This window comes from Pseudomonas sp. 13159349, assembly GCF_013305685.1.
GTDB lineage: Bacteria > Pseudomonadota > Gammaproteobacteria > Pseudomonadales > Pseudomonadaceae > Aquipseudomonas > Aquipseudomonas asiatica.
The window spans coordinates 2593309-2608578 of the sequence record NZ_CP045553.1 but is presented as its reverse complement, the minus strand read 5'-3'; the positions used below and the strand labels follow the sequence as shown (position 1 = coordinate 2608578).

Here is a 15270-nt window from a genome sequence, read left to right as displayed (position 1 = left end):
CCTCCATGCGCGAGAGGTAACGTTACAGGCCGGCAGCTTCGGGTCCAGGCTGTGAAAAAAACCTGCGATTATCTAACCTTCTGATCGTCGAGATCGTGGCGGGGACGATCATGAAGCGGTTCATTGAGGGTGAGGCCCGGACGCAAGTCACGCTGCTGCCGGAGTGCCTGGATGATTACATCACCGAAGAAAACCCTGTTCGGGTGGTTGACGTTTTCGTCGATGAACTCGACCTCGGAGCGCTCGGATTCGAGGGTGTCGATCCGGCTGCTACGGGTCGTCCGGCCTACCATCCAGCAGTCCTGCTGAAAATCTACATCTATGGCTACCTCAACCGGATTCAGTCCAGCCGCCGGCTTGAGCGCGAGGCAGAGCGCAACGTCGAGCTGATGTGGTTAACGGGCCGGTTGGCTCCTGACTTCAAAACGATTGCTGACTTTCGGCGAGACAACGGTAAAGCTATTCGCGGCGTGTGCCGGCAATTCGTAGTGCTGTGCCGCAACCTCAATCTTTTCTCCCAGTCGATCATTGCCATCGACGGCAGCAAATTCAAAGCCGTAAATAACCGCGACCGCAACTTCACCCAGGGCAAGATCAAGGCGCGCATGCAGCAGATCGAGCAGAGCATTGACCGCTATCTTGCGGCGCTGGATTCGGCGGATCGGGCGGCGCCCGAGGTCGCCGAGGCCAAGGCTGAACGGCTGAGCGAAAAAATAGAAAAGCTGAAACAGCAGATGACAAAGCTAAAGGACATTGAAGCGCAGCTTCACGCCAGCCCAGATCAGCAAATCTCTCTTACCGATCCTGATGCACGCTCAATGGCCACGAGTGGCCGAGGTACTGGCACGGTTGGCTACAACGTACAAACAGCAGTCGATGACAAATACCATCTGATCATTGCGCATGAAGTCACTAATGTTGGCAATGACCGAACGCAGCTGAGCAATATGGCGAACCAGGCACGCGAAGAGATCGGCGCTGAGTCGCTGACAGTGGTCGCCGACCGAGGCAATTACAAAGGTCCGGAGATCCTTGCTTGCGAGCAGGCAGGGATCACCACTTTTGTCCCGAAGCCGCTGACATCAAGCAGCAAAGCGGAAGGCCGATTCGGCAAGCAGGACTTCATCTACATCGCTGCATCGGATGAATACCGATGCCCTGCGGATCAACTACTGACCCGCAGGCATTCTTCGGTGGAAGACGGTATGTTGCTGCACTCCTACTGGTTCTCTGGCTGCCAAAGTTGCTCCATGCAGAAGCAGTGTACGACGGGTAAGGAACGCCGATTGAAGCGCTGGGAGCATGAAACGGTAGTCGAAGCCGTGCAGATCCGATTGGAGCATGACCCAGGAAAGATGAAGGTTCGTCGGCAGACGGTGGAGCATCCCTTCGGAACGCTCAAATACTGGATGGGAAGCACTCACTTCCTGACCAAAACCCTACCGAGGGTAAGCACCGAAATGAGCCTTCACGTGCTTGCCTACAATCTCAAACGAATGATGAGCATCTTTGGCATTGCTGGGCTGATTGAAGCGATCAGGACTTGAGGCCACGCATTTTTTGCGTCCGTATACGGCTATTCGGGCTGCTGCCGCGGCCCAAATAGCGCAGGCCGCGTCCGGGCCCGACTGAGGTAGATCAGCACTCAGATCTGCTGAATTGACAGGGTGCCCCAGCTTCTTTCGCTACTCGACGTACTTATTAGCGTTTTCACACAGCCTGGCCCCATTGCGGACATTCAACAGAGGCTAGCGAGATAACACTATCTGTGGGAAGGCTCATCAATGCAGAGAGAGCTGCTCATCGATATTCGGAAAAACTTTCCGATGCTCGCATGTGCTCGATCAGGCCGGGTACGTCCTCGGGTGATGCCGCTCGAACTGTGCCCTCTCGACTCAACATGCACATGAAACGCCGTTACCCTGTGCAGCAACGTCCGCACCCTCCAACGAAAACCCTTCGTCAAGCCAGCCGGTAACCCCGCCAATCATTTCTTTCACCGGAAAACCCAGCTCAGCCAAACGAACCGCCGCCCGATGTACGCCATTGCAATGCGGCCCCGCGCAATAAACAACGAAAAGCGTCTGGCGCGCATAGTCAGCCATGCGTTCTGCGCTGATGGTGCGGCCAGGAATATTGATCGCGCCCGGCACATGGCCTTGCGCAAACGCCTCGCTGCTCCTTACATCTACCAGCACTTAGTCGACATCACCCGACCGCTGGCTACGTTCAACATCCGAACAATCCGTCTCGAACGCCAGACGGCGGCTGAAATGAAGCAGGGCTTCGGATGGGCTTGCGGCAGGATATTCGCTGACCAGGCTTGGCATGGATTTCACTCCTCGGTTGAAGGTGCGCCCATTGTAGGAAGCCCGCCTGTACCGCTACAGTGGCGCACTCGACAGTCACCGGTAGTTTTCCGCCAATGCTCACGAACCCTGGTTTGGTCGCCGTGCTTGCCTATGACGGGCTGTGCACCTTCGAGTTCGGCATTGCCGTGGAGATCTTCGGGCTGCCACGCCCGGAGTTCGAATTCGCCTGGTACACGCATCGCATCGTCGCCGTCGATCCCGCACCAATGCACGCGGCAGGTGGCATGCAGGTCATTGCCGAGTTCGGCTTGGAGTCGCTCGTTGATGCCCATACCATCATCATTCCGGGCTGGCGTAGCCGCGATGAGCGCCCGCCGCAGGTGCTGCTGGACGCCTTGCGCGCCGCGTATCAACGCGGGGCACGGTTGCTTTCCATCTGTTCGGGGGTGTTCGTGCTCGCGGCTGCGGGCCTTCTGGACGGCAAGCGTGCCACCACCCACTGGCGCTATACGGACGAACTCGCGGCACGCTATCCACTCATTGAAGTAGACCCAGGCGTGCTTTACGTACACTGCGGCCAGCTGATTACCTCGGCAGGCAGCGCTGCCGGTATAGATGCCTGCCTGCACCTGGTGAGTCGAGACTTTGGTACCCAGGTTGCCAACACCGTTGCCCGTCGCCTGGTTATGGCACCCCAGCGTTCCGGAGGGCAAACACAGTTCTTCCCCGCACCCGTTGCCCAGAAGCCTCGCGATGATCTTGCCGCGGTGCTGGAGTGGGCGACCTTGCATGTGGGCAGGCCGCTTACGGTCAAGCAGCTGGCAGCGAAGGCGCTGATGAGCGAACGTACCTTCCTGCGACGCTTCATCGAAGCGACAGGCATCACACCGAAAACCTGGCTGCTTCAGGTACGCATGAACGTGGCGCGTGAGTTGCTGGAAAGCAGCCCATTGAGCAATGAGCAAATCGCCGAACGCTGCGGGTTCGCCTCGGCGGAAAGTTTCCGGGCAGCATTTCGCAAGATCGTGGGGTTGGCGCCCATGAGGTATCGTGCGCAGTTTGGCAACCACTGACCGTTCAGCGGTACCTTTGGTACACCGTTTCTGCCAAGGAAGCAGAAACACGTGCATGTCGATTCTGTCGCGCCCTGGTACGCGTCAGCTGCTATCCGGACTCAGGGCGACTGACCGTTGTGGCGTCAGAAGCGCTCATCCCCGATCGCGGGCAAGATCAACTCCCGTACGAATGAAGCCCCTGACAGGCGCAACAACGCATCGACCATGGTGACCACATCATGTACCGGTACCCAACGCCGCTCACCTCGCGCAGCAGCCTGCACCAATGGCGTGGACAGGGCGTCATCGGTATTCAGGTAACCCAGCTGAAGCACGGTCACCGCCAGGTTGTCATCCCTGAAGCCTTCGCGTAGCGCATCAGCCATGCCGTTGAGGGCGAACTTGGAGGCACCGAACGCTACCTCCGGGCGCCCGCTCTGGCGAAGAGCCGAAGTCGAGCCGGTGAGGATCAACTGCGGCCGGGGAGCACCGAGCAACCTGGGTATCAGGCGTTTGAGAAGAAGCAGCGTGGCGGTGACGTTCACCTCGACCAGCCGGGTGATCGATTCGTCGCTGTCTTCGGAGAATGCATAGTGCTCGCTGAAGGCATGCTCTTCCCAGATGCCGACGTTGTATATCAGTACGTCCAGATCGGCAGGTGTTCGGTCCGCGATCCGTGCTACAGCCGCCACTGGCTCGGAAAGGTCGGCATCGATCCAGTACAGGTCGATGCCCGGCGCAAGGGCCAGATCTTTCGGCTGTTTGCGTGATACGCCAATCAGCGTGTCCCCGGGCTTGCCGAGGCCTTCGAGCAAAGCCCGCCCCAGGCCTCTGCTGGCGCCTACGATCATCGTCTTCACATGCTGTTCCTCTTTCCCTGATCTGCTCCAGGCCTCACTGGATCGGTCATCGCCTTCGACAGGCCCAAGGCGATGAAGCCGATAATCTGGAAAACCAGCAGTGAAGTCGGAGTGTCCATTTCTGGTGCTTGCGAGTTCGTTTGCGCAAGCAGCGAGTGTGCCGCCACGCCACTCTAAAACCTTGAGTTAACTCGAGGTCAATAGCGGTTCAGGGTTACAAGGCTGGCATTTCACCTTTTCCGCCGTGGCCGCAGCAGCATTGGTCACCACACCGCCGAGCAGCGCCAGCCAGTATCCCTCAAGCCGTGGCGACCGTGCTTTTCACTGTATCGAGCAGCCCCAGGCGCGTGGCCCGGCAGACAGCACTCACCACAGCCTTGAGTGATGCCTGGAGTGTGCTGCCGTCCCTGCCCACGCCAAACAGCAACTGGTTCTTGACACGTATTTCGATGTAGGCAATGGCTTCGGCCTCAGCACCATCACGCACGGCGTGCTCGTGGTAATCGGCAATATCGAAGACCAGCCCCTGCTGGGCGAACGCATGGACCAGTGCGGCCACTGGGCCATTGCCCTTGCCAGCGAACGCCAGGCGTTCACCCTCGACCAGCAGTTGAGCGTCAAGGTAAGTGCAGGCTTCGTCAGTGGTGACCATGGGGTGCAGCAAGGCGTAGGGATTACCCTGCTCCAGGTAGTTTCTGGTGAAGCACGACAAGATCATTTCGCTGGTGATCTCCCTCCCTTCACTATCGGCGACCTGCTGCACCAGGCCGCTGAACTCCATCTGTAACCGACGCGGCAGGACGATACCCTGCTGCTCCAGGAGATAGGCCACACCACCCTTGCCTGACTGGCTGTTGACCCGGATGACTGCCTCATAGCTGCGCCCCATGTCGGCCGGGTCGATCGGCAGGTACGGCACCTCCCAGAAACCGTCGGGGTTTTTCCGCCGTTGGGCGAAGCCCTTCTTGATGGCGTCCTGGTGAGAGCCGGAAAATGCCGTGAACACCAGCTCTCCCGCATAGGGATGGCGTGGATGGGTCGGCAACTGGTTGCAGAACTCGACCTCACGCTGGACATGGATGATGTCAGAGAAATCCAGCTCCGGGCTGATGCCACTGGTGTAGAGGTTCATGGCCAAGGTCAGGATATCGACATTACCGGTGCGCTCACCATTGCCGAACAAGGTGCCCTCGACCCGCTCGGCGCCTGCCAGGCAGGCCTGCTCGGCGGTAGACACACCTGTGCCACGGTCATTGTGCGGGTGGATACTGATGATCACGCTGTCGCGCTTGCGTACGTGGCGGCAGAACCATTCGATCTGGTCGGCGAACACGTTGGCGGTCGAAACTTCCACGGTGGTAGGCAGGTTCAGGATCATCTTGTTGGTGGGAGACGGTTCGAATACGTCTATCACCGCTTCGCAAATTTCCAGGCCAAAATCGAGCTCGGTGAAGCAGAAGGTTTCTGGTGAATACTGGTAAGTCCACTGCGTCTGCGGATTGGCCTGCATCAGCGCCTTGATCTCCCGGGTAGCCTGCGTGGCGATGCCGATGCAACCTGCGCGATCCACGCCGAACACCACATCACGAAATACGGGAGCCGTTGCGTTGTACACATGAACGATGGCACGTGGCGCCCCCTTGAGCGCTTCGAAGGTACGCTCGATCAAGTGTGTACGGGCCTGTGTCATGACCTGGATAGTCACATCTTCGGGGATCCGACCGCTCTCGATCAATTCACGCACATAGTCGAAATCGGTTTGCGATGCTGCCGGGAAGCCAACCTCGATCTGCTTGAAACCAACCTTCACCAAAAGGTCGAAGAATCGACGCTTGCGTTCGGCGTTCATCGGCTCGATCAGTGCCTGGTTACCGTCTCGCATGTCGACGCTGCACCAGGTGGGAGCGACCTTCTGGACCTGATTGGGCCACTGGCGGTCTGGCAGGTCGACTGTGGCGAAATGGCGATATTTGATTGATGGATCCTTAAGCATCATGGCGGCTTTCTCCTGGGCCTGTGTAACACCTTGTACTTGCCCGTGATGGACAAGCCAAAATATTGGATCCAATTTACACAGAACCTGGCTTACCTCGATTGCGTTATTCAGCATCAATTCGGTAACTTGCGAACATTTATTGTTATAAACAATGAAAAAATGGATTTTTATATCGAAAAATGAAAATAGGCAGCCACAGACTGCCTTCAGCACCATCCCGTCGGAAGCTACAGCCCCAAAATCCGGCAAAGGCGAATGCGCCTTCATGAAAAAGCGCTTATTGGCTTGCTTCCGTCTCCTCTTGCTTGAAGATACGGAACCCTCGCGCCTGATAATTTCGACGCGCGGCAGGATGGTCGAAGGTGCAGGTATGTACCCACACCCGCTCTGTACCGCTCCATCCCCACGCAGATCGGACAGCATGGCTCAGGAGCGCTCCGCCGAAGCCACACCCCAGGAATTGAGGTGCCAGCCCGAAGTAGCGTATCTCTGCGTTACTGCCATCGGGGCGATAGAGCTCGTAATAGCCAGCTATCGCACCACGGTAATAGGCAACCCAGGTACGGTGGCAATCCTGTTCGACGAGTGCCTGCCAGTCAGAAATCCCCCAGGTGTCAAGATCGCCCCACTCCCAAGGTGTGCCTACCAGCTTGTACAGAAACCGATTGAATTCCGCCTGAGGCACTTCACATTCAATGATCTGGAGTTCGTGAGGCTGTGGTTTTTCCTTCAGCTCGGATGCCGAGACCATTTCCAGATAATAAGTGGTGCAAGACCGTTCCATCGTAGACTCCCTACCCTACAAGCCAGCTATTGGTGTGAAACATGACAATGACCACCGGGGCCGACATCGAGCCCGGTGGTTTTTCACTACCTTACCAATTGTGCGTGTAACTGGCAGTCAATACCGTGCCGGGTGCCGGCAAGTGGCTGGTGTTGTTGTTATTGCGCAGCAACTGGCTGTAGAGCGGGTAGTAGTCGCGGTTGAACAGGTTCTGGATGCCGACGCTCACCTTGTCGTCTGCGGTGATCTGGTACTGGCTGACCAGGTCGACTGTCGTATAACTGCTAACCTGATGTCGACCAAAGCTGTCCAACCCATCGAGCCTGTAGTCCTTGGCATCGAAGAACGTGGCTTGCAAGCGGTTGCTCCAATCCAGGGTCGGCTTGTATTGCACGTAGGCGGTCAGCTTCAGCGGCGGAACGCGATAGCCGGTCATGTCTTGCCAGTCTTTACCGTCCGGTTTTTCTCGTCCGCGCATCCAGGTCGCACTCCCCCCTGCGCCCCACACCGCATCGTCCGACAGCCAATCGGCACTGGCTTCAGCACCGTAGATACGCTCCTTGGTGCGGGTCAGAATCAGGCCGTTGTTGAAACTTTGTACATCCCCCAGTTTGGAGGTGGTGTAGAACAGCGCCAGGGTGCCGAGTGTGTTGCTGCCCAGGTCTCCTCGCCAGCCAAGCTCATAGTTGTTGGTCTTGACCGGTTCCAGGTTCGATGCGCCGATGTCGAAGCCACGGCGCGCATTGCGCAGTTGGATGCCCACGTCGGGCAACTGGAAGCCCTGGCTGAAGGAGGCGTAGATTTCCTGGCCGAGTACCGGCGAGTAGACGATGCCCAGGTTCGACAGCACCGCATCGTAATGAATGTCGCCACCCTTCACCGCCACCGGGGAGGCAGACGTGGATTCGGACAACGGAACGAAGTCATCGAATTCGGCGGTGGAGTATTCGTAGCGCAGGCCGCCGTCGACCGACCAATGCTCATCGAAGCGATGCTGCAGCTGGGCGAAGGCGCCAGCGCTTCGCGTCCTCAGCGGGGGCATGTAGGTGAGCTTGCCGGTCTTGTCGAAAACCAGGCCGCCACTGGCGTCATAAGCCGCCGGGTCGAAGACATCGAGCGGCATGTCGCTGCGCTCCTGGTTATAGTCACCACCCCACACCAGTTCGGTACTGCCGCTGTCGCCAATTGGCGTGCGCAGCGTCAGGCGGCTTCCGAAGACTTCGCTGTTTTGCATGATCTGGTCAACATTGCCGCCGCGGGTGGCAACGGCACGGGCATCGAACGGGGTGAAGCGTGTGAAGTAGTCCCGGTAGTACATCTGGGCAGAAAGCCGGCTCCCGAGGATGTCGAGATTTTCATACTCCAGGTTCACCAGCGTGTTGCGAATGCGGTTCTGCTCGTCAAGATCCAGGCCCTTGATCGCATTGGCCGGCACAGAGCCAGCAGGGAGTTTCGCGACGCTTGGGTCGGTAGCGTAATCGGTGTCCTGGCGGGCATCGTAGTGGCTGACTGCAAGCTGCACTCGCTGGTTCTCGTCAATGTGCAGCCCCAGCTTGCCGCCAATGTTGTAGATGTTCGAATCGAACAGGTCGCCTTGGCTTGGCTCCGGGGCGATCCGGTCACCGTGCGCATCATACGAGGCACCGATATGGCGGGTACCGAAGTCGAACGAGTAGTCCACCGCCCCCTGAGAGCCCGCGAAATATTGCTGGAACTGCCCCCCCAGGCCATCGCTGCCAAGGCGGGTCAGCGGCGAGGTCGCGCTCAGGCTGGTTTCGGCGCGGTTTTCACCACCCGTGGGCCGTGTGGTAATGGAGATGATGCCCCCCGTGGCGCCGCTGCCGTAGATGGCGCTGCTGCCACGAATGACTTCGACCCGTTCGATCAGTGCCGGGTCGATGTTGGCCAGGTTGCGCGAGGAGTCGCGGTTGGTATTGAGCGGCACCCCGTCGACCATGACCAGCATGCTGCGCCCGCGCAGGGTCTGGCCATACTCGGTGACGGTGCGGCTGGAGTCGGACATGCCGGGAACCGCCTTGGCCAGTACCGTAGCCAGGCTCTCTGACCCCTGGCGCAGCTCCTGCAGTTGTTCATGCTCGAGAATGGTGGATTGCCGCGTCGCGGAAACCAGGCTGCTGCTGGTGCGCGAGGCGGTGATTTCCGTCTGGGCCATTTCCACGGGTCCGCTCTGGATTCCAGCACTTGATGCAGGGCCCCCCTGCGCGACGATGACGAACGTGCGCTCATCCTTGGCCTGTACCTGCAAGCCAGTATCCTTGAGCAGCGTTTGAAGTGCTTCCTCGGGTGTGAACCGCCCCTTCACCGCAGGCGCGTTTCGGCCTGCACCAAGATCGCTGGCGAAGATGATCTGTACCGAAGACTGCTGTGCGAGCGCGTTGATGGCCTCGCCCAGCGGTGCAGCGGGGAGATCCACGTTCACCTTTTCCCGGCCCTGGGCCGACATTGCGATGAGCAGGCTACTGGCAAGCAATGACAGGCGTAGCTGGCGACTGCGGAGGGGAAAATGCACTTCTCGAGTTCCTTTTTGTGGTTGGGCTTTTTCAGTAGCCGCCATGGGGATCGAGAAACCCTACCTGCGCCTGAGAATTATTTTCTTGTCGGTTTGCGTTGAATCCGGACGCTGCCGTCCCCTACCTGCAGCACGGCGACAGGCAGGATGCTGGGCAGCAGATCCAGTAGCAGGTCGACATTGCGCGCTTCGAACACCCCCGTCACCTTGAGTGCGGCCAGGCTTGGGTCGCTCAGCTCGATGGGGGCCTTGCGATAGTGGCGCAACAACGACACCGCTTCATCCAGCGGCGTCTGCTCGAACACGATGCGATCATCTTTCCATGCCATCGCCTTGGAGGCGTCAGCCTTTGCAACCGGCATCAGTTGCCCGCCAATCGAGTCGACCTGTTGCCCTGGCCTCAGGGTGACAGGCGCCTGTGCTGCAGTTGCAGCGGTGACGTCCACGCGCCCACGGGCCAGGGTCACACGCACCGCGTCGTTATCCAGCCGGCGGACATTGAACAGCGTACCGAGCACCTCGACTTTCGCCATGCCAGCGGACACTACGAAGGGGCGGTACACGGCCGAGGACACATCGAAAAGCGCCTGCCCTGCGCGCAGGTCGACTTCGCGGCTGAGCAGACGCCAACTGATATCGACATGCGTGCCACTGTCGAGCAGCAGCTTGCTTCCATCGCTCAGCAGCACAGCGCGCCGCTCACCAATGGCGGTAGCGAAACGCTCGCTCTTGTAGGCAGGGTTCAGCCACGCCAGGGCCGCAAAGGCGATCGCAACCGCTAGTGTAATGCCGGCCGACTTCACCGCTTTGGAGGGCGCTGGCCTGAACGGCGGCATGGGGAACAGCTGCTTGAGCTCTTCACGATGTCGCCCCAGTGCCTCGTCCAATGGCGCCTGTTCGGGCAGCTTGGTCATGGATGCACCTCATCGCGCCCAAGCCGTTGCCTGCACGCCGCCAACCCCAGGCGCAGATGCTTTTCCACAGTCTTGAGGGAAATACCGAGGCGCGCAGCGACTTCTGCCTGGGGGATTTCGTGAATCTTGTGCATGACGAAAACAGCCTGGCAGCGTGGTGGGAGGTCTGCGATAGCGTCGACGAGCAGTTGAAACTCGCGCGCGCTGTCATACCTGGTCACCGGGGTGGCTGCCGGGCAGGCCACCTCTGGCAGCTCGGAAATTGCCTCTACCCAGGCGCCTCGGCGGCGATCGCTACGATAGCGGCTCACGGCGGTGTCGTGGGAGATTTTTCGTAGCAGGGCCAGTGGGGTTCTGACGTCTTCTTTCTCACCGCGCTCAAGCAACTGCACACACACGTCATGCACTACATCGCGCGCCACGCTTCTGTCGCCGAAGCGCCGGCGAATGTGGTCTACCAGCTCGTCATAGTGACGGACCAATGTAGACAGCAGCGACGGTTTGGCGGGATCGAACGACACGATGCATCCTGGATAAGAGGTAGGCCTCGAAAACAAGACACAAGTGTAAATGAGAAATAATTGCGAATAAACAAGCTACAGCATCGAGCCATGCTAAACCGAGAGAGGGCGAGGAATGGTCAGACCGTTGGCAATGGCACTGGCTTCCAGCTTTGCACGCTCCGCATCCAGAAAGACATAGGCGGCTTGCAGCGTGTTGATCTTCGCTTGAATTTCGGCCATCTTGCCGGATACCAACATCGCGCCTTGGGCGCAATCGATCGTGTTACCGCGCTTGGCCGCAAGGATTTCGCCAATCTCGGCGAGCGAAAAACCGCCGCTCTGGGCACTTTGAATAAAGGCCAGATCGACAACGGTCTGGTCGCTGTAGCTGCGGTAATTGTTGGCTTGGCGATGGGCCACGATAAGCCCGAGTTGCTCGTAATAACGCAATGTATGGCGGCCCACCCCACTCCGGCGCTCCAACTCTCCGACATTCACGATAAAAATTCCTTGACTGTAGAGTAGGCTCTACACCTTAGCCTGCGCCGATCATCCAGACAAGGATTCAGATATGAGCGTGGAATGCTTCGTCACTGGCGGCAGTGGGTTTGTGGGTCAACATCTGCTGGCCCATCTTACCGCGACAGGGCACAAGACCTGGGTGCTCATGCGCAACCCTGCAAACATCGAACGCCTCAAAGAGCAGGTAGGCCAACTGGGAGGTAATCCCGCGTATTTAAACGCAGTTGAAGGAGACATCAGCAGGGATGGGCTTGGACTCAGCGAAGCAGACAGGCAATGCGTAACTTCGGCCGCCGTGGTCTTTCACCTCGCGGCGCAGTTTACCTGGGGCCTTACAATGGAACAGGCCCGCGCAGTCAACGTACAAGGGGCGCTGAGGGCCGCCAGGCTTGCGGCGAGCCAGCGTATCCGCTTGCTGATGGCTGGCGGTTATATGCTGCAGAACCTTACTCATCTTGCAAGTATCGGGGTTGATACCGCGCACCCTGAAAACACCAATTGGCCTGCAGTATACGGCCGTGTCGGGGGCTACGAAGGCAGCAAGCTGGAGTCCCATTTCGCAGTCATCCGTTACATGCAGGAGGTAGGCGCAGATTACTCGATCGTTCATCCTGCTACGGTATGTGGTCACAGCGAGAGTGGGCATATCCCTGAAGGTCAACCTCTGGTGGACCTCATCAGAAACCTGGCACTGGGCTGGTTCAAGGCTGTCCCCGGTTCCGCCAGGCACTGGTTGCCGCTGGTCAGCGTTGATTACCTGGTAAAGATGATGACCTGCGTGGCGTTCGACCCATCAATGGTCAACCGGCAGGTCCTGGCGCTGTATGAGCACACGCCGAACCTGCAGGGTATGCTTGAGCAAATGGCACAAACGCTGGATATAGAGCCCCCCCGCCGCCATGTACCCATAGGGTTGCTGAAGTGGCTGTTGGCGATTCCAGGACTGGCCAACCGATTATCGATCAGCGCGGAGTCACTGAACTTCATCCAGACGCAGCGGTTCGACATGAACGACAGCCAGCAACTGGAACGAAAGTATCAGTTGGCCCATCCCGACATGACGCGAACTTTGGAAAAGACGGTGCGCTACGTTGAGGGTTACTTGCCCAATCGTCATGTTCATACTTCTGCATACCCTGCCGGAAGATAACGAACGGGTTCTGACAGAACGCGTAATTCTGTCGAACATTCCGGTAACTTCGGTGTTATATTGTTGCACATGAACCGATTGGTTACTTCCTGACCGTCTGGTTAGTTAAAGCGTGTCGACGCTCAACTTGGTCTTTAGGGAAAAAGGCGTGTGAATTGACGTGAAGCGTGACATCCACCTCGTTGTGCTACTGCTATCGGTCATCGGTTGCTCTCTCGCCTCGCTAACGCTGTGGAAGGTCATGGCTTCTCGCGAGCGTGCCCTGGAAGACGTCAATGTCCATGGCCTTAACCTGACCCAGGCATTGTCCACCTATTCGGAAGGTATTGTCCGTCAGAGCTCAATGCTACTGCTCGGGCTGGTCGAGCGCCTGGAAACCGAAGGCTCCGGACCTGCGCAGATCGAGCGGCTGGATCAACTGGTCAAGCGCCAGCAACCATTGATGCCGCCAATGAGCGGCATCATGATCTACGCCAGGGACGGACGCTGGCTGATGTCGTCCAACCAGCCGACCCCCGTCGGTGCCAACAGCAGCGACCGCGCCATTTTCATACACCATCGTGACGACCCGTCCCGCGACCCTTTCATCGGCCTGCCAATCCGTAGCCGCGTCAACCAGGAATGGGTGATCACCATCAGCCGACGGTTCAACGATGACCATGGCGAATTCGCCGGCGTTGTCGCCATGACGCTTGGCGTGGAGAACTTCCTGCAGCTATTCGGCAAACTCGATGTCGGCCATGAGGGTGCCATCGGGCTGGCCTATACCGACGGTTCCATGCTGGTGCGCTACCCGTTTCGGGAACAGGACATGGGTCGCAACTTTTCGAAGTCGCCCATCTTTACCAAGTATCTCGTCGACCAGTCAGCAGGCACTGCATCGTTCACCTCCAGCCTGGACGGCGTGGAGCGCCTCTATGCGTTTCGCAAGAGCGACAAGCTACCTTTGGTGACAACGGTCGCGCTGGGCAAGCAGGAGGCACTCTCGGCCTGGCGGCTCGAGGCGCTGCTGTCAACGCTGGTGGTCGCTGTGCTGCTGGCACTGACCGGGGCCATTGGCTGGCTGTTGATTCGCGCCATGAGCCGGCGAAATGCGATCGAAAGCGAGCTTCGACTGACCCAGCAACGGCTACTCGACAGCAACCAGCAGCTCGAGAGCCTGGCGATGCACGATGCGCTCACGGGGCTTGCCAACCGGCGCTGCTTTGACGAAGCGCTGACTCAGGAAATCCGCACGGCCCATCGCAATGGCACCACGCTGGCTTTGCTGATGATCGACATCGATCATTTCAAACCCTACAACGACACCTACGGGCATCCGGCGGGCGATGCCTGCCTGCAGCAGATAGCCTCCCTGCTCTCCTCCTGCATTCGCCGCCCTCGCGACCTGCTGGCACGCTACGGGGGTGAGGAAATGGCGGTAATCCTGCCCGATACCGACAACGATGGAGCGGCCGTCGTCGCCAGGCTGATGCTCGAGCGCCTGGCCTTGCAAGCCATCCCTCACAAAGGCAGCCCATTCGGACACATAACCGCCAGTATCGGCATCGCCTGCTCCAAAGGTACGGCCCTGGACAGCGCGCCATCACTGATTGAGCGCGCCGACCGGGCGCTCTATATCGCCAAGCAGGCCGGCCGCAATCGCCTCCATGTCGACCGGTCGAAGACATAAAGCCAAATAACAAGGAATGTATAAATGCAATCTCAATTCAGCAAAGGCTTGCTCTTTGCACTCTGCGCCGCTGCACTGAATGCAACGATCGGTGTACTCAGCAAGGTATTGATGAACAGTGGATTCAGTTCCAGCAGCATCGCCCTGATAAAAACAGTCCTCGGCTGCCTGTTGCTGTCAGCACTGCTACTGATCCTCAAGCGGCCACTGCATACGGCCAAATGGTTCCATGCCGCCGTTTGCGCCTTTCTCGGCATTTTTGTGCTGTTCCACTTTGAGACTTCGGCCTATAGCCATTACGCCGCGGCAGGCGTCGTGGTGATCCTGATGGCAAGCGCGTCCATTTCTTCGATATTACTGGGACGGATAGTCCTCAAGGATCCAATCACCGCCAATGCGACAGTAGGCGCCGGTTTGACCATAGCCGGTATTGCCGTGATTTTTGGAGCCGACCTGGACCAAGGCTTCACGCTGCAAGGTGCAATGCTCGCTGCGACTGGGGGCTGCGGCTACGGTGCATTTTCAGTTGCCATGAAGCGCATGGGCGTTTCCGGGGGGCTGCATTTTACTCGGCAACTATTGTTTTTCGGCAGTCTCTACCTGCTGATGCCAGCTGCAACCGATGGGTTCATCATTGGTGAACTGTCGCTGGGAGCGGTCCTGGCATTGCTGGCGCTGGCTGCGTTGCCGACTATCCTCGGCTTCTTCTGTACCACCAAGGCCATCGAATATTTGAAGCCATCACAAGTCCAGGCACTGGAGCTGACTGAACCGCTGTTTGCCGCGCTTCTAGCGTTCGTGATCCTCAATGAAGTGCCACGAGACACCTTGTACCCGGGGGCCGGGCTGATCCTCTGCGGATTATGTTTCTCCAACGAGCTGATCCGGTTAGGCAAAAAAGCACCACAGCCGTCCGGCGCATAATTCATTTTCAATCAGCACCCGGCGAGCACGCGCTCCTTGAGGCGCATG

Annotated in this window: 12 protein-coding genes and 1 pseudogene; 5 read left to right on the top strand and 8 right to left on the bottom strand. The window is 58.5% G+C overall.

What is annotated here, in order from left to right; all coding sequences use genetic code 11:
- Window positions 1-110: 110 nt before the first annotated feature.
- Window positions 111-1547, top strand: coding sequence for an IS1182 family transposase (locus GEV38_RS12255; RefSeq protein ID WP_054573811.1), 1437 nt, complete (start codon window positions 111-113; stop codon window positions 1545-1547).
- A 348-nt stretch (window positions 1548-1895) separates the two neighbouring features.
- Here GEV38_RS12255 and GEV38_RS12250 read toward each other — a convergent pair.
- Window positions 1896-2330, bottom strand: a pseudogene (locus tag GEV38_RS12250) (rhodanese-like domain-containing protein).
- Window positions 2331-2425: 95 nt separating this feature from the next.
- On the opposite strand from GEV38_RS12250, the gene ftrA reads away from it, so the two are divergent.
- Window positions 2426-3385, top strand: coding sequence for a transcriptional regulator FtrA (ftrA, locus tag GEV38_RS12245; RefSeq protein WP_054573812.1), 960 nt, complete (start codon window positions 2426-2428; stop codon window positions 3383-3385).
- Window positions 3386-3510: 125 nt separating this feature from the next.
- Here the strand turns inward: ftrA and GEV38_RS12240 are convergent, their stop codons facing one another.
- The 7 genes from GEV38_RS12240 to GEV38_RS12210 all read right to left on the bottom strand — a co-directional run bounded on the left by GEV38_RS12240 (window position 3511) and on the right by GEV38_RS12210 (window position 11452).
- The gene (locus GEV38_RS12240) at window positions 3511-4227 is read right to left on the bottom strand and encodes an SDR family oxidoreductase (RefSeq protein WP_015270093.1); all 717 of its coding nucleotides are present in this window, start codon (window positions 4225-4227) and stop codon (window positions 3511-3513) included.
- Window positions 4228-4525: 298 nt separating this feature from the next.
- Entirely contained in the window at window positions 4526-6223 is a 1698-nt protein-coding gene (gene leuA / locus GEV38_RS12235) for a 2-isopropylmalate synthase (protein WP_015270092.1), read from the bottom strand.
- Window positions 6224-6500: 277 nt separating this feature from the next.
- Complete coding sequence (locus GEV38_RS12230; protein ID WP_173895833.1) at window positions 6501-7007, bottom strand: GNAT family N-acetyltransferase; 507 nt, start codon at window positions 7005-7007, stop codon at window positions 6501-6503.
- 91 nt (window positions 7008-7098) lie between these two features.
- Window positions 7099-9537 carry a TonB-dependent receptor gene (locus GEV38_RS12225; RefSeq protein ID WP_173895832.1) on the bottom strand — a complete coding sequence of 813 codons (2439 nt, stop codon included), beginning with the start codon at window positions 9535-9537 and terminating at the stop codon, window positions 7099-7101.
- Window positions 9538-9614: 77 nt separating this feature from the next.
- Complete coding sequence (locus tag GEV38_RS12220) at window positions 9615-10451, bottom strand: FecR family protein (RefSeq protein ID WP_054573814.1); 837 nt, start codon at window positions 10449-10451, stop codon at window positions 9615-9617.
- Entirely contained in the window at window positions 10448-10972 is a 525-nt protein-coding gene (locus GEV38_RS12215; RefSeq protein WP_054573815.1) for an RNA polymerase sigma factor, read from the bottom strand. Before GEV38_RS12215 ends, GEV38_RS12220 begins: the two co-directional genes overlap by 4 nt.
- Before the next feature lie 93 nt (window positions 10973-11065).
- The gene (locus tag GEV38_RS12210; RefSeq protein WP_054573816.1) at window positions 11066-11452 is read right to left on the bottom strand and encodes a MerR family transcriptional regulator; all 387 of its coding nucleotides are present in this window, start codon (window positions 11450-11452) and stop codon (window positions 11066-11068) included.
- Between the two features lie 73 nt (window positions 11453-11525).
- On the opposite strand from GEV38_RS12210, the gene GEV38_RS12205 reads away from it, so the two are divergent.
- The 3 genes from GEV38_RS12205 (at window position 11526) to GEV38_RS12195 (ending at window position 15222) form a co-directional block, all read left to right on the top strand.
- Complete coding sequence (locus tag GEV38_RS12205; RefSeq protein ID WP_054573817.1) at window positions 11526-12626, top strand: SDR family oxidoreductase; 1101 nt, start codon at window positions 11526-11528, stop codon at window positions 12624-12626.
- Between the two features lie 160 nt (window positions 12627-12786).
- Window positions 12787-14298 carry a sensor domain-containing diguanylate cyclase gene (locus GEV38_RS12200; protein WP_081014025.1) on the top strand — a complete coding sequence of 504 codons (1512 nt, stop codon included), beginning with the start codon at window positions 12787-12789 and terminating at the stop codon, window positions 14296-14298.
- A gap of 24 nt (window positions 14299-14322) precedes the next feature.
- Window positions 14323-15222: a DMT family transporter gene (locus GEV38_RS12195; protein ID WP_054573819.1), complete on the top strand. Its 900-nt coding sequence runs from the start codon at window positions 14323-14325 to the stop codon at window positions 15220-15222.
- The last annotated feature ends 48 nt before the right edge of the window (window positions 15223-15270 follow it).